The 24,529-nt window shown below is 50.8% G+C and carries 16 protein-coding genes; 11 read left to right on the forward strand and 5 right to left on the reverse strand.

Features of this window, described 5'->3' with window-relative positions:
• Nucleotides 1–19: 19 nt before the first annotated feature.
• Nucleotides 20–3,751: a SusC/RagA family TonB-linked outer membrane protein gene (locus GWG06_RS14560; RefSeq protein WP_160714017.1), complete on the forward strand. Its 3,732-nt coding sequence runs from the start codon at nucleotides 20–22 to the stop codon at nucleotides 3,749–3,751.
• A gap of 21 nt (nucleotides 3,752–3,772) precedes the next feature.
• Nucleotides 3,773–5,374, forward strand: coding sequence for a SusD/RagB family nutrient-binding outer membrane lipoprotein (locus tag GWG06_RS14565; RefSeq protein WP_160714019.1), 1,602 nt, complete (start codon nucleotides 3,773–3,775; stop codon nucleotides 5,372–5,374).
• Nucleotides 5,375–5,530: 156 nt separating this feature from the next.
• Here the strand turns inward: GWG06_RS14565 and GWG06_RS14570 are convergent, their stop codons facing one another.
• A complete protein-coding gene (locus GWG06_RS14570) occupies nucleotides 5,531–6,739 on the reverse strand; it encodes a tetratricopeptide repeat protein (protein ID WP_127041247.1) in 1,209 nt (402 codons plus the stop codon).
• A gap of 170 nt (nucleotides 6,740–6,909) precedes the next feature.
• Complete coding sequence (locus GWG06_RS14575; RefSeq protein ID WP_160714021.1) at nucleotides 6,910–7,887, reverse strand: sugar phosphate isomerase/epimerase family protein; 978 nt, start codon at nucleotides 7,885–7,887, stop codon at nucleotides 6,910–6,912.
• A 208-nt stretch (nucleotides 7,888–8,095) separates the two neighbouring features.
• On the opposite strand from GWG06_RS14575, the gene lepB reads away from it, so the two are divergent.
• Complete coding sequence (gene lepB / locus GWG06_RS14580; protein WP_160714023.1) at nucleotides 8,096–9,289, forward strand: signal peptidase I; 1,194 nt, start codon at nucleotides 8,096–8,098, stop codon at nucleotides 9,287–9,289.
• A 127-nt stretch (nucleotides 9,290–9,416) separates the two neighbouring features.
• Here the strand turns inward: lepB and GWG06_RS14585 are convergent, their stop codons facing one another.
• The 3 genes from GWG06_RS14585 to GWG06_RS14595 form a co-directional block, all read right to left on the reverse strand.
• Nucleotides 9,417–10,811: an amidohydrolase family protein gene (locus GWG06_RS14585; RefSeq protein WP_202183024.1), complete on the reverse strand. Its 1,395-nt coding sequence runs from the start codon at nucleotides 10,809–10,811 to the stop codon at nucleotides 9,417–9,419.
• Nucleotides 10,808–12,013, reverse strand: a complete 1,206-nt coding sequence (locus GWG06_RS14590; RefSeq protein ID WP_202183025.1) for an MFS transporter — start codon at nucleotides 12,011–12,013, stop codon at nucleotides 10,808–10,810. The genes GWG06_RS14585 and GWG06_RS14590 overlap by 4 nt, the downstream gene beginning before the upstream one ends.
• A 64-nt stretch (nucleotides 12,014–12,077) precedes the next feature.
• Nucleotides 12,078–12,899: a helix-turn-helix domain-containing protein gene (locus tag GWG06_RS14595; protein ID WP_127041255.1), complete on the reverse strand. Its 822-nt coding sequence runs from the start codon at nucleotides 12,897–12,899 to the stop codon at nucleotides 12,078–12,080.
• Between the two features lie 227 nt (nucleotides 12,900–13,126).
• Between GWG06_RS14595 and GWG06_RS14600 the strand changes: the two genes are divergently transcribed.
• The 8 genes from GWG06_RS14600 to GWG06_RS14635 all read left to right on the forward strand — a co-directional run bounded on the left by GWG06_RS14600 (nucleotide 13,127) and on the right by GWG06_RS14635 (nucleotide 24,507).
• Nucleotides 13,127–14,101 (forward strand): YheT family hydrolase, encoded by a 975-nt coding sequence (locus GWG06_RS14600; protein WP_160714027.1) that lies wholly within the window; start codon nucleotides 13,127–13,129, stop codon nucleotides 14,099–14,101.
• A gap of 82 nt (nucleotides 14,102–14,183) precedes the next feature.
• Nucleotides 14,184–14,768, forward strand: coding sequence for an RNA polymerase sigma factor (locus GWG06_RS14605; protein WP_127040049.1), 585 nt, complete (start codon nucleotides 14,184–14,186; stop codon nucleotides 14,766–14,768).
• An 87-nt stretch (nucleotides 14,769–14,855) separates the two neighbouring features.
• Complete coding sequence (locus GWG06_RS14610) at nucleotides 14,856–16,031, forward strand: FecR domain-containing protein (protein ID WP_160714029.1); 1,176 nt, start codon at nucleotides 14,856–14,858, stop codon at nucleotides 16,029–16,031.
• Nucleotides 16,032–16,317: 286 nt separating this feature from the next.
• On the forward strand, nucleotides 16,318–19,668 hold the full coding sequence (locus GWG06_RS14615; protein WP_160714031.1) for a TonB-dependent receptor: 3,351 nt from the start codon (nucleotides 16,318–16,320) through the stop codon (nucleotides 19,666–19,668).
• A 21-nt stretch (nucleotides 19,669–19,689) separates the two neighbouring features.
• Nucleotides 19,690–21,246: a RagB/SusD family nutrient uptake outer membrane protein gene (locus GWG06_RS14620; RefSeq protein ID WP_160714033.1), complete on the forward strand. Its 1,557-nt coding sequence runs from the start codon at nucleotides 19,690–19,692 to the stop codon at nucleotides 21,244–21,246.
• Nucleotides 21,247–21,500: 254 nt separating this feature from the next.
• Nucleotides 21,501–22,292 (forward strand): glycoside hydrolase family 16 protein, encoded by a 792-nt coding sequence (locus tag GWG06_RS14625; RefSeq protein WP_160714035.1) that lies wholly within the window; start codon nucleotides 21,501–21,503, stop codon nucleotides 22,290–22,292.
• Nucleotides 22,292–23,674, forward strand: coding sequence for a glycoside hydrolase family 30 protein (locus GWG06_RS14630; protein ID WP_160714037.1), 1,383 nt, complete (start codon nucleotides 22,292–22,294; stop codon nucleotides 23,672–23,674). The genes GWG06_RS14625 and GWG06_RS14630 overlap by 1 nt, the downstream gene beginning before the upstream one ends.
• A gap of 206 nt (nucleotides 23,675–23,880) precedes the next feature.
• On the forward strand, nucleotides 23,881–24,507 hold the full coding sequence (locus tag GWG06_RS14635; RefSeq protein WP_160714039.1) for a Crp/Fnr family transcriptional regulator: 627 nt from the start codon (nucleotides 23,881–23,883) through the stop codon (nucleotides 24,505–24,507).
• The last annotated feature ends 22 nt before the right edge of the window (nucleotides 24,508–24,529 follow it).

Genomic DNA, 24,529 nt, shown 5'->3' on the forward strand with positions numbered 1-24,529 from the left:
CAACAAAACAATTGAAGTTATGCACAAATTTGCAAACTCCAACCGGACAGTCATTTTTTTTATGAGGGTTGCGTTGCTACAAACAGGTTTGTTGTTCTGTCTGCTGACCTGCACTTTCGCTGAAACGCTGAGAGGGCAGGAGGTGTTGAACAAAAAGTTATCACTGGATATGCCGCCCAGTGATCTGAAGCATATTCTAAAGGCGATCACCGAGAAAACCACGGTGAATTTTACCTACAGTAACAACACCCTGCCTGCCCGGCAGCGTGTGGCTGTATCTGCGCGTAATGAGCAGCTGGGAAGTTTGCTGCAACGCCTGCTTTCTCCCCTGCACATCACTTACGAAGTAATTAACGAGCAGGTAATTCTCCGCCGGGAAAAAGCTGCGGAAGGCAGTATGATTATTGACGCCGGCAATGTACTTTTCCAGAAGATCAGCGGCACCGTACGTGCTACCGACGGCTCTCCGCTGCCGGGCGTAGGGGTAATGATCCTGGGCACCAGTAAGGGCACGGCTACCGATGTAAACGGCCACTTTGAGCTGGAAGCCAAAGAAGGCGACGTACTGGTATTTTCTTCTATCGGGTTCACACAAAAACGTATTACCGTTGGCGCTGCCGCGGTGATAGATGTGGTGCTCGCCAGCACGGCCACCTCCCTGGATGCTGTGGCTGTTACTGCGTTAGGTATCAAAAGAAGCAAACGCACGCTGGGCTATTCACAGGAAGAAGTGAAAGGCGCAGAAGTGGCGCGCTCCAACGCTCCCAACATCATCAACGCCCTTGGCGGAAAGATGGCGGGCGTAAATGTCACCAATCCCAACGGCGTGGATGGCGGAAGTACCCGTATTGTGATCGGCGGAAATAACGCCATACAGGGCGATAACCAGCCGCTGATTATTGTGGATGGGATGCCTATGGCCAACGATATGCCTACCCAATACAATGTGCGCACCGCTCCCACAGGCAGCGCCATATTTGCCGGAGACAAGGCCGATGCTACCAGCACCAGCTCTCCCAAAGATTATGGCAGCCCTATCAATATGATCAACCCGGAAGATATTGAATCTATCAGCGTGCTGAAAGGGCCTACGGCTGCAGCGTTGTACGGCGGTAAAGGCGCTAATGGCGTTATCCTCATCACTACCCGCAAAGGCGCCAAACGTACCGGCCTGGGTATAGACTATACCTACGGCTACAAGAATATTCAGCCCTACCGTTTCCTGAAGCTGCAGAACGAATTCGGCGCAGGGGGGATGGTATCGCTGAATGAACCACAGTACCGCCTGGTGAACGGCAAGCCTGCCCTGACCTCCGGCTGGGATGGCATGTATGTGGATCCCAAAACAGGCTCCGGTCCTTATGGCATAAATACCTACAGTCAGGCAGGATGGTCCGGCGCAGGCCTGTCATGGGGCCCGCGCATGACCGGGCAGATGATTACCTGGTGGGATGGCACGCAGCAGGCGGATGTACCGCAGCCGGATAATATCAGGCAGCTGTACAGAAACGGATTACAGTCTACACATAATGTGGCGCTTTCGGGCGGTAATGAATGGGGCTCTATACGCGCCTCCTTTTCCCGGCTGAGCAACGCAGCAGTATTGCCCAACAGTGATTACAGCCGTAACACCTTCAACCTCGGCGCTAATGTTAAAGTGACCCAGAAGGTGAATATGCAGATCACTTCTTCCTATATCGTCAACAATTATCATAATCCGCCACAGCTTGGGAACAATGATGCCAGCTCCTGGCAGAAACGCCTGCTATATAATGCAGGACGTAATTACAAGGGAGAAGATATTGCCATGTATAAAAATCCGGATGGCACACAGAACACGCTGTCAGGCTTCCCCTGGGCGGGTAACGGCGGTTACATGATCTGGAACCTGCTGGAAAACAGCACAGATCAGAACCGGCGTAAACTCATCGCCGGCGTGCAGCTGAACTATGAAGCTACTCCATTTCTGGACTTCATCTTCCGGGGCGGTATCGATAATAACACCAACGAACTGGAAACGAGAAATCCGCCTACGGATGCACTCGGAATCAAAGGATACTATGGCCATGGCACTGAGCGCGATAACGCCTCCAATATGGATTTCATCGGTACCCTGCACAAGGAGAAAATGGTGAATGGCGCCCTGAATGCAAAGTTTTCTGTCGGCGGTACTATCTATCGCCGCGATATGTACGGACAGTTTAACTACAACGATAACTGGTCTATTCCCTACATCTATTCCGTTAACGACGGTACTTACCTGGGCACACCGCATCCGCCGGTAGAAAGCCAGCTGCGTAAACGCATGAATTCTGTCTACAGTTTCCTGAACCTATCCTATAAAGATTTTCTGTATCTGGATATCACCGGACGCAATGACTGGTCTTCCGCCCTGCCAAAGGGACAATGGTCTTACTTCTTCCCGTCTTTTGCCGGCAGCTTCGTGTTCTCCGATCTGTTACAGACAGATCCCGCAGTCCTGAGCTTCGGTAAGTTAAGGGTAGCATGGGCGCAGGCCGCCGTAGATCCGGCGCCGTACCAGGTAAACTATAACTTCACGGCTTCTACCTTTGCCGGACAGGCAGCAGTGAAGCTGCCCACTTCTCTCCCTGCCTTCGGCTTCCGGCCGGCCATCAATACCACCATCGATTTCGGCTTGGTACTGGGCTTTCTCAACAACCGCCTCAACCTGGATATGCGTTACTACAGAGGTAAATCCAGGAACCAGATACTGCGCTCACCATTACCGCTCAGCAGCGGAGTAGATAACATTGTTGTGAATACGGGCGTGTTGGAAAATTCCGGCGTGGAGCTGATTCTGAATGCTAAAATCATCGATCAGAAAAATTTCAAATGGGAAACAGGTCTTAACCTCGCTCACAGCAATAACAGGCTGCTGTCGCTCTCTGACGGTACCGACCGGGTAGACATGGGCAGTACCTGGAACGACGGCGGCGCACATGGTCCCGTTGTATCTGCCAGGGTGGGCGACCAGTTCGGCACCATCTACGGATATGACTACATGTATGATAAAGCAACAGGTCTGCCGCTGATGATTAAAGACCCGTTCGGCAAACCGGAAATGAATGGTACCATCTACCAGGCTACCCCCGGACTGGTACCTATCGGTAACGCCACACCGCGGTTAACCGGCGGTATCACCAATACCTTCACCTTTAAAAACGGTATATCGGTAGGAACCCTCATTGATTGCAAGATAGGAGGAGACATCTGGTCCGGCACCTATTCCACCATTATGCAGTTGGGACAGGCGCCTGAAACGCTGAAGGAAAGAAATGGCGGCGGACTGCCCTATACTACTCCTGACGGCACCAAAACCAACTGGGGCGTGGTTTTGCCGGGTGTGTTCCCAGATGGAAAAGTGAATGATAACGTAGTACATTACTACTATAAATACATGACTTACGGCGTATGGAGCAGCACCGACCTGGGCAAAGGCGTGAAGGGCAGCGACTGGATAGACAAGAACGGTGTATTTGAAAATACCTGGGTGAAAATGCGGGAGATCTCCGTTAACTACCAGGTGCCTGCCAGCTTCGTGAAAAGAACAAAGATCTTCCAGTCAGCCTCCCTCTCACTGGTAGGCAGGGATCTGTTTTACCTGTATACCACTCTGCCCGACAACATCAATCCCGAAGGCGTGAATGGCGCAGGTAATGCACAGGGCCTGGAATTTATGTCCCTGCCCAGTTTCCGCTCACTTGGCTTCCAGGTAAGGGTATCATTCTAGTCACCATTAAATTCAGTACACATGTGTTATGCTAAGAAAATACTGCTTTATATATCCGGTATGTCGCTGATGTGGAGCGCCTGTACCAAAGATTTTGAACAGATCAATACCACACCGGGACTGCCGGTCACTACCGGTATAGGACCGCTGGTGAATGGTGTTATCAGCACCCTGTTCCTGAAAGGTCAGGAGCAGGCAGCCATTCACAATGAATACTATTATCCGGTAACACAGCTGGGGGCCATCAGCGGTAACTCCGGCTACCTGGTGCAAAACGGTGCGCTGGACATCTGGACGGATTACTACGCCACCCTGCAGAACCTGAACCTTATACAGAGCAAGATAGATGCATATACCGGCGATAAGGTCCGTATGGATAACATCCAGGCCATCACCTATATCCTGCGGGCCTATAAAACGTTCAGGATTACCGATCAGTTCGGGGATATGCCGTACTTTAAGGCGGGCATGGCCTTCACCAATGCCACCGATCAGTTCAGACCGGCCTATGACTCACAGCAACGTATATACGAAGATCTGCTGTCACAGCTGAAATGGGCATCCCAGCATCTGTCCGCAGCGGCGACTACGCCATCGGGCAATGCCTATGAGTCATTGGGATCTTCCGAAACATTATTTAATAATAACATTGGCAAATGGCAGAAATTCTGTAACTCCCTGATATTACGCTATGCCATGCAGATGGTAGAGAAGGCGCCCGAAAAGGCTGCACCACTGATCCAGTATGCACTCAGCGGTATACCTTTAATAGGAGAGAAAGAAGATGCAGGCATGTGGCCTCAGCTGCTCAACAACTACATTCTTACCGACAGCCGCTTCTGGGCGTTCAGCTCCCACAAGTTTGTGCGTATGAGCACCACCTGCTGGAACATGCTTGCTGATGGGCTTACCACCGATAAAATTTTCGATCCAAGAGCATATCTGTTTTTCGAAACCAACCAGGCAGGCGCCTGGGCGCCGTTACAGCCGGGCAGTACACTGACAGACAACCGGAATCCCTACCAGGATAAAAGGGATAACACCCCGGAAGATAAAGACAATGCCATCTATTCTGCCTTTAACTACTACCTGGTGCGGGACCTTTACTATCAGCCGGAACTGTTTATGACAGCGGCAGAAGTGCAGTTCCTCACCGCAGAAGCGTATCATCGCGGTCTGGGTGTACCGAAGGATGCCGCCCGCGCTGCTACCGCCTACAAGGCAGGCGTCACATCTTCCGTGAAGTTCTGGTACTACATCGCCCGCAACACCAATGTGGTCAACGATAACTGGGCTGCCATAGCTCCGCCGGATCCTACTCCCGCACAGATGGACGTGCTGATGAACAATCCTAAAGTTGCCTTCACCGGTACCGATGAGGAGAAGCTCAATAAAATCTATGCACAGGAGTGGTTATCTTTCTTCCGCGAACCCTGGCTGGCCTTCAATCTGTGGAGAAGAACGCAGCGCACTCCGCGGGACGGCAATCCCGCCACCTACGCCAGCTTCTACCGGCTACAATATCCTGAACGCGAATCAATTGATAATACGCTTAATTATAAGGCGCAGGAACAGGCTATGGGAGGGAATTCTACGGGAGTGAAGGTGTGGTGGATGAAGTAGGAGGAAGTCTAATTGCGAATTACGAATTGCGAATTACGAATGTAGAAGCGAAGATTAAAACGAAGATTTAAGAGGATGCCTAGTAGTTATCTCCTTAAATCTTCGTTTTAATCTTCGCTTCTACATTCGTAATTCGCAATTCGTAATTCGCAATTACTATTTCAGCACCGATATCCATTGTTTCGCAAACTCATTCCCTGGTTCCAGCTCCAGTACGCGCTCAAATGAGGCGATGGCAGCCGGAATATTTTCCATGTGGTAAAAGAGGATGGCGCGGTTCAGGTGAATGAAGGTGTTGTCGGGGGCCAGGGTCAGGGCTGCGTCGTAGGAGGCGAGTGCAGCGGGATAGTTTTCCTGCAGCAGGTGAAGGGAGCCTTTGTTGACCAGGATGCCCGGATCGTTGGGCGCCAGCTCAACTGCTTTGGCGGCATATTCCAGGCCTTGTGCCAGTTTGTTGCCAACGGCTTCCTGTATAGCATCATCATGACCGTTATCTTCCATGGAGGCGATGGCCTGATTAATTTCTTCCAGGTAGCGGCGTACCTGTGCATCGTACCAGGTGGCGGTTTTTTCTACCTCCTGCGTGAAGGGGATGGAGTCGAGGTCTATCTCTTCTGCTGGTTCGTCGGCGGTAGTTTTCATTTTATCTTTTGCCGGTTCATACCACCAGGCGCAGAATTTTCCCAGTTCGCCGCCAACGGGCAGTTCATCGGCCGGCGGTAAGCCTTCCCCGCTGATGGCATCTTTGCTAACGACCAGCTCCAATATAGATTCCAGTGCTTTGTAGTTGATGGTAGTACCTTCCTGCTCTGCCTGCATCACCATGTAAGGCAGCAGCTGGTACCAGCTGTTGAGGAGGTCTTTATTTTCCTGTTCTGCAGCGGTTTCCGCCACTTCATATGCCAGGGTAAATACGTCCGTGACTTCCGGCGCCACGGCGTCGTTACCTGTCAGCGTACCTTTGGCTACCAGCGCTTCCCACAGGGGGGAGCCGGCATCACAATAAAGGATATACGATGCTGACGGATGGTCATAGTTCGCGTAACCCGCTACCGGGTTGGTTGCTGCATCCCATTCCTTTTCCGGATCGGTATAGATGAAGCTGAACTTGCCTCCTGCTGCCAGCGCATCAAAATATGCCGCATGCTGCGCATATGCGGGATGCGCCGTTACCGGGAAGGTATAAACAAAACGGTGCTGAATAAGTATATCCATCACCCGGAAATGTGTAAAGCCTGTATCAAACTGCTGCTGTAACTGGTAGAGGTTATAGAAAAGACTGCGCCTGTCCAGCTCCTCGTCTTTGCTTTCATGCAAACTATAAACGGATAATTCCACCAGTGATTCAATTTCATGCATAGACATGGTGTCTTTTTGGTGCGAATGTAAGATTAATTACGAATTACGAATTGCGAATTACGAATGCAGAAGCGAAGAGCTAAACGTAGATGAAAGCGGATATTCTAAGGTATTATCTTTCATCTACGTTTAGCTCTTCGCTTCTGCATTCGTAATTCGCAATTCGCAATTCGTAATTATTTCAACAGCGTGTTTTTCACATACTCAAAACTCTTCTTTGTGCTTTCAAACGGGTCGCCGTTAATTTTGTCCTGTTCAACAAAGAGATGTTTCACGCCTGCCTGTCTGGCTTTGGCGAAGATGTCCCTGAAGTGGATGCTGCCTGTGCCTACTTCGGCGAAGGTTACACCGGAGAGGAGTTCCATGGAAGATTTGTTTTCGTTGCCGGCGGCGGTGAGGCTGGCAGTATTGTTTTTATCCATGTCTTTCACGTGCCAGGCAACGAAGCGGCCGGGTGCTTTCTGAAAGAGGCTGAGTGGGTTTACACCGGATTTGACGGCCCAGAAAAGGTCCAGTTCAAAGGATACCAGTTTGGGATCTGTGTGTTGCAGGAGTACGTCATATCCGGTCTGGTGGCTGTCAGCCAGTTTTTTGAATTCCCAGTAGTGGTTATGGTAGCCGATGTGTAGCTGGGATTTTTTGCATTGTTCACCGGCTTTGTTGAGCTGGTCGGCCATATATTTATAGTCATCTGTGGAGAGATGTTTATCCCACAGGGACAGGGGTAATACAGGTACAATGAAGTACTGCTGCCCCAGGGCGGCGGCGAGGTCTATCTGTGGCTGAAGAGCGTCAGCATTGCCATTGCCGCGGGTGAGGTAGTCGTTGAGCTGATAGTGGCCGCTGGGTGTGCTCAGTTGATGTTGCTGCAGCAGCGCTTTGAGGGCGTTGGGCTTCATACCCCAGAATTCGCCGCTGTCCTGCGGACCTTTATAGCCGTAGAAAGTTTCCACTTCCTGGTAGCCTGTCTGCGCCACCCTGGCGATAGTGCCGCGGGCGTCTTTATCCAGTTCATCACGGAGTGTGTACAGCTGGATACCTATTTTTTTAGGCAGTGCAGGATGAGGCGCTGCAGTCAGTATACCGCGCGGCAGCATCATGGCGGCAGCCATTACGCCTGCCTGCTGAATAAAGGAACGTCTGGAAGATTGCATGAGTCGAAAATTTTATAACGTGGATAAAAATACATCCGCTGTCAGATGAAGGTATGAAGGTAACAAAACGATTTTATCCGGTATGTTTTTTTAGTGCAAATATTACTGCGCCCTTGCTGCAGGCGGATTTGCCGGTGTAATTTTTCTGTTTAAATGATTTTTATTGGTTAAATTGTTTAACAACATATTTATCCTAAAGCGCAACTTGATGAGTTTTATTTTCAGTAAGCGAAGCAGGACAGATAGTGGGGTACAGCGGAAGAAATCTAAAGTAAGGGAATGGACAGAAGCTGCACTTTTTGCGATAGTAGCAGCCACCATTATCAGGATGTTTATCTTCGAAGCGTATGTTATCCCCAGCAGTTCAATGGAACGGACACTGCTTATCCATGACTACCTGTTCGTCAGTAAAATCAGCTACGGTCCACGTATCCCCATGACGCCGCTCGCATGGCCGTTTACACACCACACCCTTCCTTTCACCAAACGTACCAATGCCTACTCCACTGCCGTACAGTGGCAGTACCACCGCCTGCCCGGCTTGTCGTCACTGAAGCGTAACGACATCGTGGTGTTTAACTATCCCTGTGGCGATACGCTCTATAAAACAACGGACGGCAGCGATGTGGACTATTATATCACCAACCTGGAAATAGGGCTTAAAGCCGCCCTTAAACAATACGGGCAGCCGGTATACCGCCCCGTAGATAAAAGGGAAAACTGGATAAAACGTTGTGTCGGCATCCCCGGAGATACCCTGCGGGTGATAAAGGGCGACGTATATATCAACGGGAAACCCAGTGATAACCACCCTTTCCGCCTGATGGCCTACAATATAAAAATGCCTAACTACTGGCCTATCGGGAAAGATACCCTCGCTCAGATGGGACTGCCCAGGAATGAATACTTTACTGGCTCTATAGATTCCGGTGTTTATATCTACAACTTCACTCCGGAAAATGTAAAAAGTATCAAAGCGCTCGGCGCTGAAGTAAAGGCTGACCTGCGCGACAGAAACAGCATCCGCATCTTTCCCTTCGATACCCTCAAATATCCGTGGAATATGGATAACCTGGGCCCCGTCTACATACCGCAGCAAGGTGTTACCATCGCCATAGATACTTTTAACCTGCCTTTCTACAAACGGATCATCAGCACGTACGAACATAATACCCTCGCAGTTCGCAACGGAAAAATATTCATCAACAACCAGCCTGCATCTTCCTACACCTTCAAAATGAACTACTACTGGATGATGGGCGATAACCGTCATGAATCCACCGATTCCCGCTTCTGGGGCTTCGTTCCGGAAGACCACCTTGTAGGGAAAGCCTGGCTGATATGGCTGAGCTACGGAGAAGGAGGGTTGAGATGGAGGAGGATGTTCAGGTTGATAAAATAATGTTGAAATAATTATGAATTACGAATTATGAATTATGAGTTAACGCGAAGATTGTAGCAGATAATACTATTTACTTAATCGCTATAATCTTCGTGCTAACTCATAATTCATCATTCATAATTCATAATTATTTCAACATCTCTTCAATCCCTTCCTGGTTTATCAATTTCCCTTTTACTACTACTGCATTTATCCGTTGTGTATTCGTGATATCTTCCAGCGGGTTGGCGTTGAGCAGGAGAATGTCTGCTTTCTTGCCGGGGGCGATAGCGCCGTAGTTGGTTTTATGCAGGTATGCAGGGGAGTTGATGACAGAAGCCTGCAGGGCCTGCAGCGGGGTGAGGCCGTATTTTACCATCAGGGCGAGTTCGCGGTGGAGGCCTATGCCGGGATAGGTGAATGAGTTGAGGTATCCGGCGTCGGTACCTGCCATGATGCGGACGCCTGCCTTTTGGAGTAATGGTAATATGGAAGATGATTTTTCGTAGATGAGCTTACGCCACGCGATGGCGGCGCTGTCGTCCTGAAGGACATGTTTGATACGCATTTCGTAGGTACGCTGCAGGCCTTTGCCGATATATTTCAGATAGGGATCGTTTTGGTGATTGTCCTGATCGAAGTAGGCAAGGATGTGTCCCAGCGAGAGGGTGGGCGTAACGGCAGTGCCGTGTTGCGCCATAAAGCGGTAGGCTTTGAGGGCAGCGGCTGTGTCGAAGTGTTCGAGGATGTACCGGTTGATATCCCGTCCTTTGATGGCGCCGGCGGCGATGCTGCGGGAGAGGGCAGCTTCGTCCTTTACGCCGGCTTTCCATACATAGGAGAGGTGTTCAACGGCACTGAGTCCTGCTTCGCTGACCTGTTGCAGGGTGAGGGAATAGGGCACATGGCCGGAGATGGCGAAACCCCGTTTCCTGGCAGCTTTTACTGCTTCGAGGTAGAGTTCCGGTTTAATGGTGTTGTCGGTGATTTTTACGAAATCGACCTGTAGTTTTTTGAGAGAATCGAGGGCCTGGTGAAGCTCTGTGATAGTACCTATTTCAAGGTCGCCCAGCCATACGGATTTGTAGCCTTCCAGTTTAGGACCGGAGGTGAAGATGGTGGGACCCTGAAGGGCGCCGTTATTAATTTCATCGCGCCACCGGAGAACGAGGTGGCTGATGTCTGCGGCACAGTCGCGGATGGTGGTGATGCCATGTGCGAGGTAAAGGGAGAGGAAGCGTTCATTTTCTGCTGCGAGCGTATCACCTCCGCCGAAATGCATATGCATGTCCCACAGGCCGGGCATGGCGTATTTACCGCTGCCGTTGTAGGTCTGCCTGGCAGTGAATTTTTTCGCGTGCCGGTTGCTGACAACGCCGATGATGGTATCATGACGCACGATGATCGACTGATCCGGTGTGACGCTGCCGGTTTTTACATCTATGACCTTTACGGAGGAGATGATGAGGTCTGCCGGCTGCTGCCGGGCGGAGGACAGGAGTGCGCCCAGCAGGGCAAGGGTGGTGAACAGTAGTTTTTTCATGTTGTTGTATTGTTCCTTTTTTTCAGGTTGATGAGCAGGGCGGCAGCGATGAAGGCGGCGCCCAGTATACATACACCGGTCCAATGCCAGCTGCTCCATACCTGCGCGCCCATCCATGATCCGATAGAGCCGCCGGCAAAGGAGCCGGAGATGTAGATGGTGTTGAGTCTGCTGCGTGCTTCCGGGCGCAGGGCAAATACTTTCGACTGGTTGGAGATATGCGTTACCTGCATACCGATATCCAGGAGAATGACGCCGGCTATGAGTCCTGTCAGCGAGGCGCCGGAGAAGCCCATAATGCCGTATGCTGCCAGTGCGGCGGTGATGCCTGCCAGGATGGTAAACTGAGGTCCTCTGGCGTCGGTGGATTTGCCGGCCAGCGGGGCTGCCAGCGCGCCGCAGGCGCCTATGAGTCCGAACATGCCTACCATATCGCTTTTATAATGGAATGGCGGCCCTTCCAGCAGGAATACCAGGGTTGTCCAGAAGATGCTGAATGCGCCGAACATAAAAAATCCGGTGAGCGCTGCCTGTCGCAGTGGCGGCAGCTCTCTGAGCAAGGTGCCGAGCGACCGCATCAGGTGGCTGTAACTGCCGGTGAAGGTGGGCGGGTCTGCGGGTAGCATCATCGCCAGGGTGACAGACAGCAGTATCATCATGGTTGCGCCGAAGAAGAAGACGGCCCGCCATCCGAAATGTGCGCCCATAAGGCCGCTCAGCGTTCTTGATAAAAGAATGCCGATGAGCAGGCCACTCATCACGCGGCCTACAATTTTTCCTCTGGTAGCAGATGGCGCCAGGGTGGCCGCCATCGGTAGCAGCAACTGCGGCACAGCGGAGAAAAAGCCTATAAACAGGCTGGCCACCAGCATCATATAGTAGTTGGCGGCAACAGCGGCTACGAGCATGCAAATGGCTGCGCCGGCCAGTTTCAGCAGTATCAGTTTCTTTCTTTCGGTTTTGTCGCCCAGGGGTACAATAAATAACAATCCCAATGTATAGCCGGCCTGGGTAATGGTGGCGATAGCACTGATGCGGCTTTCGCTGACATGGAAGGCTTCTGCCAGCTGCAGCAGCAACGGCTGATTGTAGTAGATGTTAGCTACCACCATACCGCAGGTGAGCGCCATCAGCAGTACCAGCGTACTGTTCATGGCATTGCCGGCGGCGGCGGTCATCACATTTGATCTTTCCTGTTTCATCTGTACAAAATTACCCGGCAATGGCGGCGTAAGATGGTACTGATTAAAACAGAGCGGGTACTTTTTATGCCTGACGACGGAAATCCACCGGTGTTTGTCCGGTATATCTTCTGAAGAAACGGGAGAAGTAGGAGGTATCATTGAATCCGAGCGAATACGCTATCTCCTTGACATCCATTCCGGTGAGCGTGAGCATGCGTTTGGCTTCCAGCAGCAGCCGTTCACGGATATATTCCCCGGCGGTGGTGCCGGATTCCTTTTTACAGACGAGGTTCAGGTAGCTGGGAGTAACATGTAGCCTGTCGGCATAATAATTCACTTCACTGTGCTGCATGTAGTGTTTCTCCAGCAGCTGCAGAAAACGGTTGATAAGATGATTCCCTGCTGCTGCGGCTTCTGCCGGATGTGCGGCCACATACCACCGTTGCAGTAACAGCAGCACAATCTGCAGCCGGTGTTGCAGAATATCGGCTGCCTTTTCGGTGGTCATCAGCTGCAGCTCTGCTGCCAGCTGTCTGTATTGCACGGCCTCCAGCTGCAGGAGCGGAACGGCAGCCGGTGTAAAGAAGGGCCACAGCGGCCCCTTGGGCAACATAAAAGCTGCAGAAAACATCACCTGGTAGCCACTGGTATTCCGGGAAAGATACCACTGGTGCGCCTGTCCGGGAGCCAGAAAAAAAACGGTATGATTACTTACCGGATACTCCCTGAAATCAATGGTATGCGTACCCTTCCCCTTTTCAATCACCAGCAGCATAAAAAAATCATGCTTATGCGCTTCCGTTATCTCCGGCTGATTGATCGGCGCATGATGCATAATTTTAAAATCTTCCTGCCGGTACGGCAGGTTGAAAATTTTTTCTATCCCAAAGGTTGGAAGCTGCATGGTGCGAAAGTAGGATTAATTATGAAACCCATTCTGATTAGGATCAGCCTTTAAAATAATTATGAATTAAGAATTATGAGTTAGAGCGAAGATTATAGCAATTAATACCATTTACTTAATTGCTATAATCTTCGCTCTAACTCATAATTCATAATTCTTAATTCATAATTATTTTAAAGGCTGATCCTAATCAGAATGGGTTTCATAATTAATCTTAATTTCGCACTATGCCGGTATTAGCCCATTCCAATTACCACGCGCCTTTTTTGCTGCAGAATCGTCATATGATGACGATCTATCCTTCTTTGTTCAGGAAGGTGCGGCCGGTGAATTATGATCGGGTGCGTATTGATACGCCCGACGGGGATTTCCTGGATCTGGATTTCAGCAGAACGGGGGCGGAGAACGATAGCATTGTAGTGATTCTGCACGGACTGGAAGGGAATTCCACGCGTAAGTATGTGCTGGGGATGGTACATATTTTTAACGGGGAAGGGATAGATACGGTATCGGTGAATTTCCGGGGATGCAGTGGTGAGCCTAACAGGAAGCTGCGGTTTTACCATAGCGGGGAAACCGGCGATCTGGATACGGTGATCAGCTATCTCGTGTCTTTGCAGCAGTATAAGGTGATACACCTGGTGGGCTTCTCACTGGGAGGTAATGTAACGCTGAAGTATGTGGGAGAAAGAGGAGGGAGCCTTTTGCCGGCAATCAGGTCGGCGGTGGCTATTTCCGTACCCTGCGACCTGAAAGGCAGCACTGCCGAGCTGGAGAAGCGGCATAACATGATTTATATGCAACGCTTTATCCGGGAGCTGGGAGAGAAACTGCGGCAGAAGCAGGTATTTTTTCCGGAAGATATTCAGCTGGACGGATATGAGAAAATCCGTACGTTCAGACAGTTCGATGATCGCTATACTGGTCCTATGCATGGTTTCCGGGATGCGCTGGATTATTGGGAAAAGAGCAGCTCCTGCAACTGGCTGCATCAGATCAGGATACCTACCCTGCTGATTAATGCCAAAGATGATCCCTTCCTGGGGCCTGGTTGTTTTCCGTATGCCGTTGCTGCACAGCATGACTTTTTCTTCCTGGAAACGCCTCTCCTGGGCGGACATGTCGGCTTTGTCGGTTTCGGGGAAGAATACTACTGGACAGAACGCCGTGCGCTTGACTTTATCCTCAGCACCCGCGGGTAGCCCCGATATTGTTATATTTACTCCTTTTAACTATTTTACGGCCTGCCGGAAGCTGCCGGTGATCTAATTATTACCACCTGTTATGGAGCGAATGCCATCTGAAGAGGAAGTGTTGTTACGGATGATAGCGGGAGATGAGTCAGCTTTTTCCAGTATCTACCGGCATTACCATCCTTCTCTCTATATCTATCTGTTACGTTTCTGCAAAGTGCCTTCCCTGGCGGAAGACCTGGTGCATGACGTATTCCTGAAAGTCTGGGAGATCAGGGAGCGTATCAATCCGGAATTATCTTTTTCCGGTTACCTGTACCGTATTGCCCGTAATCACGTGCTGAAGACGATCAACAGGATAGCGACAGATGAGCAGTTGCGGGAACAGCTGTTCCGGCAGCTGGCGGTACCGGAACAGCCGGAGCAGATTGTGTATGAGCGCGAGTATAACAGGCTTTTCCAGGAAGCGCTCTCCCGGCTGACTACCCAGCGCCTTAATGTATTCAGGCTGTGCCGGCAGGAAGGCAAAAGCTATGATGAAGCTGCCGCCCTGCTGGGTATTTCACGTAATGCCGTCAAAAAACATATGGTGCTCAGCATGCGGTTTATCCAGGATTATATCTATCGCCACGGAGATATTCTGGTGGCGATATGGCTGATAAAAAATCTTTCTTAAAAAAATATTTTTCCGCAGGGGTACCCTCTTTCTTCATTTCCGGATATTATATGCAGAGGCCCGGCAATTAACCCGGCGATCCACGTAATGCAGCCACCCGAAAACAACCAGGAAGAACTGATAAAACGCTATCTCGACGGGCAATGTACACCGGAAGAGGCGATAGCCTTGTATGAACAGCTGCAGGCTTCCGGATCGCAGCGCGCGCTTCTGGCGGTAATGCAGGCAGAGTTCGGCCGGCTCATGTCCGCCCCGCAGGAGATTTCACCGGCTATCAGCAACCGTATTGAAACGCGGCTTTTACAGGAAATCGGCAGGGGCAGGGTAGTATCCCTGCGGGCCCGTTACCGCCGTATATGGGCGGTAGCTGCAGGGTTGCTTGTATTGATAATAGCCTCCGGCATCCTCATCTTCCTGAACAAAAAATCAGTTACCGCACCTCCCGCTGATATGCTGGCAGATGTAGCCCCGGGCAGCAACAAGGCTATGCTCACGCTGGCCGATGGTTCGGTAGTAACGCTTGACAGCAGCGGCCACCAGATAATACAGCAGGGACAAACGAAGGTGCAGCAGGTCAACGGACAACTGCAGTACGATGCTGTACATAAGGAGGCCGCTATCGGCTACAATGTGCTGGCAGTACCCAGAGGCGGACAATTTAACGTGGTATTGCCCGATGGCAGCCATATCTGGCTCAACTCAGCTTCCAGTCTGAAGTACCCGACTGCATTCTCCGGAAATATACGCCAGGTGGAGCTGCAGGGGCAGGGCTATTTTGAAATCAGCCCTGACAGCCGGCAACCGTTTGTCGTAAAAGTGAATGACATGGAAGTACAGGTGCTGGGTACCCATTTCGATATTATGGCCTATAACGATGAAAACGAAACCCGGACAACACTGATACAGGGAGCTGTAAAAGTGAAGCAGGGCCGTGCGGAAAAAGTGCTGAAGCCGGGGCAACAGGTGGCTGTGGATAACAGCACAGGCGCCTTTTCTGTTGTCGATGCGGATATACAGGAAGTCACCGCCTGGAAAACCGGCTTCTTTGAATTTGATAATACTGACATGAATACCATTGTACGGCAACTGTCACGCTGGTACGATATAGAAATTGATAACCGCGCCGCCACCTCCGGGCGCCGTTTCGGCGGCCGCATCAGCAGGAACCTGCCCTTGTCGGACATCCTGCATATGCTGGAATCGAATGGCGCCACATTTAAACTGGAAGGAAGAAAACTGACGGTAGGATCTGCCGCACCATAATATCGTATAGCCGTAGCTGTTTCCACGGACAGCCGGCGGAAGTAAAACTGAAAAAACTGATAAACTCAAACAACATGGCAACAACCGGTACTGGCTAGTCGGGAAGGTATGCCCATAAAAATGCCGGAATGCTCGCAACACTCCGGCAGGATTGGGTTCCCGTAACATTATCCCTTTTACGAACTATTTACAAGAAATTCCCAAACACTACAAAAGTATGCAATTAAACTTTAGTGGTATGGTTTCCTGTGCCCGGAAACTACTATCGACCAAAATGTTCTGCGTTATGAAATTGACCACTGTTTTGCTGCTCGCAGCCTGCCTGCACATCAGTGCCAAAGGTTTGTCCCAGCAGGTCACCCTGTCAGCAAAAAATGCTCCCCTCAAAAAGGTACTGAAAGAAGTGGCGCGGCAAACGGGAATGTCGCTGGTATATGACGAACAAATGATTGCCGTGGCTCACCCGGTTACCATACAGGTGAAGAACGCCCCCGTACAGCAGGTAATGGATGAATGTCTGAAAGGACAGCCTGTAAGCTATGTGATGGAAGGAAAAAGAATTACCCTCATCAACAATACTTCCACCCATCTGGCCGATTCTGCCATCACCATTACCGGTGTGGTTACCGGCGAGAAGGGGGAACCTATTCCCGGTGCAACGGTACGCCTGCAGGGCGCAGTTACCGGTACCGCTACAGATATCAACGGCCGGTTCACCCTCCGGGTGCCTGGCAGCAAAAGCAGGCTGCTGGTATCTTTTATCGGTTATGAACAGGCGGTGGTAACTGCTTCCGGCTCCCCGCTGCAGGTGAAACTGGTGCCTGCACAAACTGCACTCACCGAAACGGTGGTGGTAGGTTACGGCGTACAGAAGAAAAGCGTCGTAACCGGCGCTATCTCCAGTGTACGCGCAGCAGATATAGAATCGCAGCCCGTAACACGCCTGGAGCAGGTGCTGCAGGGCCGCACCTCCGGTATTACGGTAGCTACCAGCTCCGGACAACCCGGCTCCGATGCATCTGTCCGCGTACGTGGTATCACTTCTTTCAATAACAATAACCCGCTGTGGGTGATTGACGGCGTGGTGGTAGACAACGGCGGCATCGGCTACCTCAATCAGTACGATATTGAATCGGTGGAAGTGCTGAAAGATGCTGCCTCCCAGGCGATCTACGGTGCGCGTGCAGCCGCCGGCGTTATACTCGTGACTACCAAGAAAGGGAAGTCAGGGAAGCTGTCTGTCAGCTATAACGGCTACTACGGCACTTCTGCCCCTGCCCGGAAATTGAAGCTGCTCGACGCCACGCAATACGCTACCCTCATCAATGAAGCTACGGCGGCCGATGGCGGCGCACCGGTATATGCCAATCCATCTTCTTTCGGCAAAGGCACCGACTGGCAGGAGCTGATCTTCAACAAACATGCAAAACGCCAGAACCACGAAATCAGCATCAGCGGCGGCGGCGATAAATCTACCTTTTATACTTCTTTCGGATACCTGAAACAGGAAGGGGTGATCGCCACAGATATCTCCAAATATGAACGCGTCAACTTCCGGCTGAACTCCACACATAAAATTACACCCTGGCTCACCTTCGGCGAAAACGTAGGATATGCCTATGATAAATCCATCGGTATCGGCAATACCAACAATGAATTTGGCGGACCGCTCAGCTCTGCTATCAACCTGGATCCGATAACGCCGGCAATCATCACCGATCCTGCGGTAGCGGCCACCTATACGCAGGCAGGCATCCGCCGCGATCCGCTGGGCCGCCCCTACGGCATCGGTATCGTGCAGCAGGAGATCACCAACCCGCTTGCCTATATCTCTACCCGCCTCGGCAATTACAACTGGTCGCATAACATTGTTGGCAACACCTACCTGGAAATGGAGCCTGTAAAGGGACTGCGCATACGCTCTACCCTGGGCGCCAAAATAGCCTTCTGGGGAGATGAAACCTTCAACCCTATCTCTTACCTGAACAGCAGTACCATCAACAGCCGTACTTCTTTCAAACGCGGTACCCACCAGGGGTACAACTGGAACCTGGAAAATACGGTATCGTATACACGTAGTTTCAATAAACATGCTGTAACACTGCTCGCCGGCCAGGGCGCGTATATGGAGAACAGGACCCGCGAAACCAGTGTGATGTTCTATGATATTCCGGCAGATAATTTCAACGACGCCTCACTCAATTTTAAATCCGCACAGGCAAACCGTATCTCCGACGGGGGCGAAGGCATTGAACACCACGTGTCCTCGCTGTTTGGCCGTATCAACTATAACTACGATGAGAAGTACCTGCTGGAAGCTATCATCCGCCGTGATGGTTCCAGCCGCTTCGGTGCTAACAAGAGATATGGCGTATTCCCTTCTTTCTCCCTGGGGTGGGTAGCTTCCAAAGAGTCCTTCTGGCCGCAGAATGATGTGGTAGACTTCCTGAAATTCCGCGGCGGCTACGGTGTTGTCGGCAGCGATGAAATCGGCGACGGCGCATTCCTCTCTACTATCGGCAGCGGCAGGAACTATACTATCGGTACCGGCGATCAGGCTATCGTGATAGGATACAGCCCCAATGCGCCTTCCAACCCGAACCTGAAATGGGAATCTACCAGCCAGGCTAACATCGGCTTTGAAGCGACTGTCCTGAATAATATCACCATCGGGTTCGACTGGTTCAGTAAAGAAACCAGGGATATCCTCATGAAACCACGTATACCCCTGTACGTAGGTGCTATTGATAATCCGGCAGACAACGTAGGCTCCATGAAAAATACCGGTTTTGAGATAGAACTGGGATACCGGAAGAAACTGGGAGAAGTAAATTTCAGCGCCAACGCCAACGTATCACATATCAAAAATACCGTTACCTGGCTGGGCAACGGCGTATCCTTCCTCACCGGTCATGAAGTGAATTTCAAGAATATGGACCAGATCGTAAGAACTGCTGTAGGACATCCTTTCAACGCTTTTTACGGGTATCAGTCAGCCGGTATTTTCCAGACGCAGCAGGAAGTAGACAGCTATGTAGACAGCAAAGGCAAGAAGATACAGCCGGATGCCCAACCCGGCGATTTCCGCTGGGCTGATCTCGACGGCGACGGCGTTATCACCGATAAGGACCGCAAGTTCCTCGGCAACCCTACGCCTACCTGGACTTACGGTATTACCCTCAACGCTGCCTGGAAAGGTTTTGATATCGTGGTATTTGGCCAGGGTGCAGGAGGTAACAAAGTATTCCAGGGGTTACGCCGCCTGGATATTGCCAATGCCAACTGGCAGACAAAAGCCCTGGACCGCTGGACAGGAGCCGGTTCTACCAATGACAATCCGCGTCTGACCATGCAGGATAAAAACAAAAACTATAACAGGCTTTCCGACTTCTACCTCGAAGACGGCAGCTATTTCCGCCTGAAATCCCTGCAGATTGGCTATTCGCTGCCCGCATCCGTAACAGGTAATATCGGCCTGCAGAGAATCAGGATATACCTGATGAGCGAAAATCTCTTCACTATCACCAAATACACCGGATACGATCCTGAAATCGGTGGTACCAACGCGCTGAGCGTAGACCGCGGCGTATACCCGCAGGCACGCTCCTTTATGGCAGGACTGAACGTTACCTTCTGATCACTTTAAAGCTGAATGAAAATGAGAACAAAACATATCTTCCCTATCATAGCACTGGCCGCAGGCATGCAGCTGGTCACCTCCTGCAAGGACAGTTTCCTGGACGTACAACCCAAAGGGTCCTTCCTGGAATCTAATTATTACCGCAATGAAGCAGAAGCCTATACCGGCCTGGTAGCCGTATATGACGTAGTAGGCTGGCAGAGCGCCGGCTTCATCACCAAAGTAGGTACGCTCAACAGTGCCTCCGACGATCACTTTGCCGGCGGCGCTACTATCGGTGATATACAGGCCTACCAGGTAATGACCAACTGGCAGATAACACCGTTTATCGGTCCGCAGGAAGACCTCTGGAAGAAAGGCTTTGCCGGTGTATTCCGTGCCAACACCCTGCTGCAGAAGCTGCCCGCAGTGCCCATGGATGAAGGCAGGAAAAAACGTTTCGTGGCGGAAGCCAAATATCTCCGTGCTTTCTTCTATTTCGACCTGATCAGGTTCTTTAAAAATATACCGCTGCTCACGCAAACCGTCACACCCGCCGGCATGTACGATGTGCCGCAGGCTGCGCCTGCCGACGTTTACGCGCAGATCATCAGCGACCTGAAAGATGCCATTGCAGAAACGAATCTGCCTGACCGCATACCGGTAGCTTCCGAAGGCGGCCGCATCAGCAGAGGCGCCGCTCATGCGCTTCTCGGTAAAGTGTATCTGTACCAGCAACGCTGGACAGAAGCTGCTGCAGAACTGAAAGAGGTAAACGGTGAAACACCCGGTCAGCCCAGCGCTAAATACGGCTATCAGCTGGTGGAAAAATTCGCTGACCTCTGGCGCTCTGATGTAGCCCATAAATTCAACAGTGAGTCTGTTATGGAAATCAGCTTCACCTCTCTCTCCGGCGGTACCTGGGGTACTGCGGCAGGCACAGAGGGTAATATGCTGAACATCCTCGTAGGCCCGAGAAAATATGAACCAAAGGCCGGCTTCACCGTACCAGACTTCGTTTCCGGCTGGGGCTTCAACGTGGTATCAAAAGAGTTGTATAATGTATTGCACTTCGATCCCCGCTTTAATGCCACCATTGCGGATCTGGATAGTATGGAACGTATCGGGGCAGTGAAATATGAACATTCCTATAACAACACCGGCTACTACCTGAACAAGTTCGCCGGCCGTGTGTCTAACGAAAGCCAGGGCGGCGGCGACAAACCGCTGAATTTCCCGCAGAATATGTACGAAATACGTCTCGCAGACACCTACCTCATGGAAGCAGAAGCCCGTGTAAAAGCAGGTGAGGGAGGTGGTGCAGGCACCCGCGCCTATGCACTGCTCAATGCTGTCCGCACCCGCGTCGGCTTAGGCCCGGTAGTAGCTACCTTCGATAACATCTTCAACGAAAGAAGACTCGAACTCGCCGGTGAAGGTCACCGCTTCTTTGACCTCGTCAGAACAGGGAAAGCAGCAGCCTTCCTCAGCACCCGCGGATTCACCCCTGATAAAAACGAAATCCTTCCCATACCACAACTGGAGCTGGAAAATACAAAGCTGGAGCAGAGCAGGGAGTGGGGAGGGAATAAATAGCATGTTGTAATTACGAATTACAAATTACGAATTGCGAATGTGGAGCGAAGAGCAGAGCGGATGTGGTATGGGAGATTTTTTGTTTGGAATGTTGATACCCATCATAGCATTCTTTTGTACCTGTAAGCCAGGGGAAACATGGATTCATGTCAGTAGCTCAAATAAAAAATCTCAGATTGTGATCCGCTTCGGTCTTCGCTTTACATTCGTAATTCGTAATTCGCAATTCGTAATTACCCTAAATCACCATCAATATGATAGCACTATTCCTGCTCTTATTGGATACTGTGGCACCGGTGCAGCAGCGCCGCGCAGCATTCGAAACCACACCTGTGTGGGCGGATGAGTTTAATATAAATGGGTTGCCGGATACCGCGAAATGGAATTATGATACGGGAGGTAGCGGCTGGGGAAATCATGAGCTGCAGTATTATACCGGTCGCGGTGGAAATGCTGTGGTGGAAAATGGGGTATTGAAGATTACTGCACGGAGGGAAGAAAAAAATGGTAACAGGTATACTTCAGCGCGGATGGTGACCAAAGGGAAGGGCGATTTCCTGTACGGACGTTTTGAAATCCGTGCAAAGCTGCCGCAGGGAAAAGGCACCTGGCCCGCTATCTGGATGTTGCCTACTGACTGGGAATATGGCCCCTGGCCTAATTCGGGCGAGATAGATATCATGGAACATGTAGGATATGCTCCGGATACCGTGCATGTCAGTACACACAGTGCGGCGTACTATTTCAAAATCAATACGCAGAAAACAGCCCGGCAACACGTGGAAGGCGCTATGACCGGCTTTCATCTCTACCGGGTGGACTGGACACCGGATGCTATCCGCGGATATATTGATGACCGGCTGGTATTTGAATCGCTGAATGAGCAAAAGACTTTCCGGGAATGGCCTTTCGATAAACGTTTCCACCTGCTGCTGAATGTGGCGGTTGGCGGCGACTGGGGCGGAGCGCAGGGTATTGATGAAAATATTTTCCCTGCAACGATGGAAGCAGATTATGTACGCGTATATAAAATGATAACTAAGTAATGAAACGTATCTGCCTGATAGTATTAATGCTGGCCGTTTATTTCCCAGCATTGCCGCAAACGCTGCAGAGCAGGGTAACTGCTGGGGATAGGTCAGCTGTGTTGCAACCCGGCGCCATAGCGGTATTCAACCATAAGGATAATGGTAGTCCGGTTATTGAGGTGAATGAGACGGAAACGTATCAGTCCGTAGACGGTTTCGGATTTACCCTTACCGGTGGCAGCGCAACACTGATTAATAAAATGCCGGCTGCACAGCAGCAGCAATTACTACGGGAACTGTTTCTGACAGCTGGGAATGGGATTGGTATCAGCTATCTGCGTGTTACCATCGGCGCTTCCGATCTGAGCGATCATGTTTTTACCTACGATGAGATGCCCGCAGGACAGACGGATACTGCATTGCAGCATTTTAGTATGGATGTGGAGAAGGCAGACCTGATACCGGTACTGCAGAAAATTGTGGCGCTTAATCCGGCTGTTAAGATTTTGGGTTCACCATGGACAGCTCCTACCTGGATGAAGAACAATCATGCTTTCATTGGCGGAAGCCTGCAACGGCAATACTTCCGGGCATATGCCCGCTATTTTGTGAAATATATCCAGGCGATGAAAGCAGCCGGTATTACGATAGACGCCATTACACCGCAGAATGAACCGCTGCATCCCGGCAATAATCCCAGTATGCTGATGCTGGCGGAAGATCAGCGCGACTTTGTGAAATATAACCTGGGACCAGCTTTCAGAGAGGCGGGCCTCTCCACAAAAATTATTCTCTACGATCATAACTGCGACCGTCCTGATTACCCGTTGTCGATTTTGCAGGACAGCGTCGCGTATCCCTTTATCGACGGTTCGGCGTTTCACCTGTATGGTGGCGAAATTACCGCGCTGACTACCGTCCATAATGCATTCCCGGAGAAGCACGTGTATTTCACGGAACAATGGTCCGATGGGAAGGGCCGCTTTGACCGCGAGCTGAAAGGTAATGTTACCCGTCTCATTATAGGCGCTATGCGCAATTGGAGCCGTAATGTGCTGCAGTGGAACCTGGCCGCCGACCCGCAATGGAATCCGCATACTGATAAAGGCGGCTGTACGCAGTGCCTGGGCGCGGTAACGATCGATGGCAGCGAGGTTACGAGGAATTCGTCTTACTATGTCATCGGTCACGCTGCTAAGTTTGTGCCGGCAGGATCCGTCAGAATTGCTTCCGGTAGCATACCACAGCTGGATAATGTGGCGTTTAGAACGCCTGCCGGGAAAAAAGTGCTGATAGTGGTCAATAACCATCTGCAGCAACAGTCCTTTCAGATCAGGAGCGGAGGCAGGCTTGCCGCCGTTAGCCTGCCATCCGGCGCAGTAGCCACTTACGTCTGGTAATATTCCAAAAAGAAAAGGATACAACAACTAATACTGACCTGACCCATCATTGGGGCTCCTGGAAAGCGCTGCCATGGCGCAGCAACGCGTAACTGTCTGCACTTATTTGATTATGTAATTTTTTGAGATTTGTTTCTGTTACAGATGTCCGTTACCTTCCATGAGGCATCTTGAACAGCACAAATCTCAAATAATCAAATAATCACATGAATAATGAACTGATCAACTTCACGGCTTTTCAATCTTCGCCGGAATTACGGGAGAAGCTCTATGAGCATAGTGTTATCCGTACTTTCAGCGAAGGGGATGTGATATTGCAGGAAAACGCGAATATCTACGCTATTCCTATTGTGGTGAAAGGAAGCATTCGGGTGATGCGTACGGAAGAAGACGGGCGGGAGATCCTGCTGTATTATATCCGGGCGGGCGAGAGCTGTATTATGTCATTCCTGGGAGGGATGCATCAGGAGAGCAGCAAGATAAAAGCGGTGGTGGAAGAGGAAGCGGAGATTTATTTTCTGCCGGTAGATAAGGTGAATCTCTTTATCAAAGAATATCCGGAGTGGCTGGATTATATATTCAGATTATATCATAAACGTTTTGAAGAATTGCTGGAAGTGGTAAATGCCGTAGCATTTAAGAAAACGGATGAACGTTTGCTGCAATTGTTAAGAAAGAAGTCGGAGCTGACCGGCGCCGCTACGCTGCGGATTACGCATGAACAGCTGGCCAATGAGCTGGGAACAGCCAGGGTAGTAGTTTCCCGCCTGCTGAAACAACTGGAGGATGCTGGCGTAGTCACCCTCGGCAGAAATAAAATTACCCTTATGTAACAAAAGTAACCGGGCAGCCGCC

The organism is Chitinophaga solisilvae, from assembly GCF_009928525.1.
Lineage (GTDB): Bacteria > Bacteroidota > Bacteroidia > Chitinophagales > Chitinophagaceae > Chitinophaga > Chitinophaga solisilvae.

Bases quoted from the DNA above. Each gene is read 5' to 3' on its own strand.
- GWG06_RS14560 (WP_160714017.1), top strand. From the start codon at position 20: ATGCACAAATTTGCAAACTCCAACCGGACAGTCATTTTTTTTATGAGG.
- GWG06_RS14565 (WP_160714019.1), top strand. From the start codon at position 3,773: ATGTGTTATGCTAAGAAAATACTGCTTTATATATCCGGTATGTCGCTG.
- GWG06_RS14570 (WP_127041247.1), bottom strand. From the start codon at position 6,739: ATGTCTATGCATGAAATTGAATCACTGGTGGAATTATCCGTTTATAGT.
- GWG06_RS14575 (WP_160714021.1), bottom strand. From the start codon at position 7,887: ATGCAATCTTCCAGACGTTCCTTTATTCAGCAGGCAGGCGTAATGGCT.
- lepB (WP_160714023.1), top strand. From the start codon at position 8,096: ATGAGTTTTATTTTCAGTAAGCGAAGCAGGACAGATAGTGGGGTACAG.
- GWG06_RS14585 (WP_202183024.1), bottom strand. From the start codon at position 10,811: ATGAAAAAACTACTGTTCACCACCCTTGCCCTGCTGGGCGCACTCCTG.
- GWG06_RS14590 (WP_202183025.1), bottom strand. From the start codon at position 12,013: ATGAAACAGGAAAGATCAAATGTGATGACCGCCGCCGCCGGCAATGCC.
- GWG06_RS14595 (WP_127041255.1), bottom strand. From the start codon at position 12,899: ATGCAGCTTCCAACCTTTGGGATAGAAAAAATTTTCAACCTGCCGTAC.
- GWG06_RS14600 (WP_160714027.1), top strand. From the start codon at position 13,127: ATGCCGGTATTAGCCCATTCCAATTACCACGCGCCTTTTTTGCTGCAG.
- GWG06_RS14605 (WP_127040049.1), top strand. From the start codon at position 14,184: ATGGAGCGAATGCCATCTGAAGAGGAAGTGTTGTTACGGATGATAGCG.
- GWG06_RS14610 (WP_160714029.1), top strand. From the start codon at position 14,856: ATGCAGCCACCCGAAAACAACCAGGAAGAACTGATAAAACGCTATCTC.
- GWG06_RS14615 (WP_160714031.1), top strand. From the start codon at position 16,318: ATGAAATTGACCACTGTTTTGCTGCTCGCAGCCTGCCTGCACATCAGT.
- GWG06_RS14620 (WP_160714033.1), top strand. From the start codon at position 19,690: ATGAGAACAAAACATATCTTCCCTATCATAGCACTGGCCGCAGGCATG.
- GWG06_RS14625 (WP_160714035.1), top strand. From the start codon at position 21,501: ATGATAGCACTATTCCTGCTCTTATTGGATACTGTGGCACCGGTGCAG.
- GWG06_RS14630 (WP_160714037.1), top strand. From the start codon at position 22,292: ATGAAACGTATCTGCCTGATAGTATTAATGCTGGCCGTTTATTTCCCA.
- GWG06_RS14635 (WP_160714039.1), top strand. From the start codon at position 23,881: ATGAATAATGAACTGATCAACTTCACGGCTTTTCAATCTTCGCCGGAA.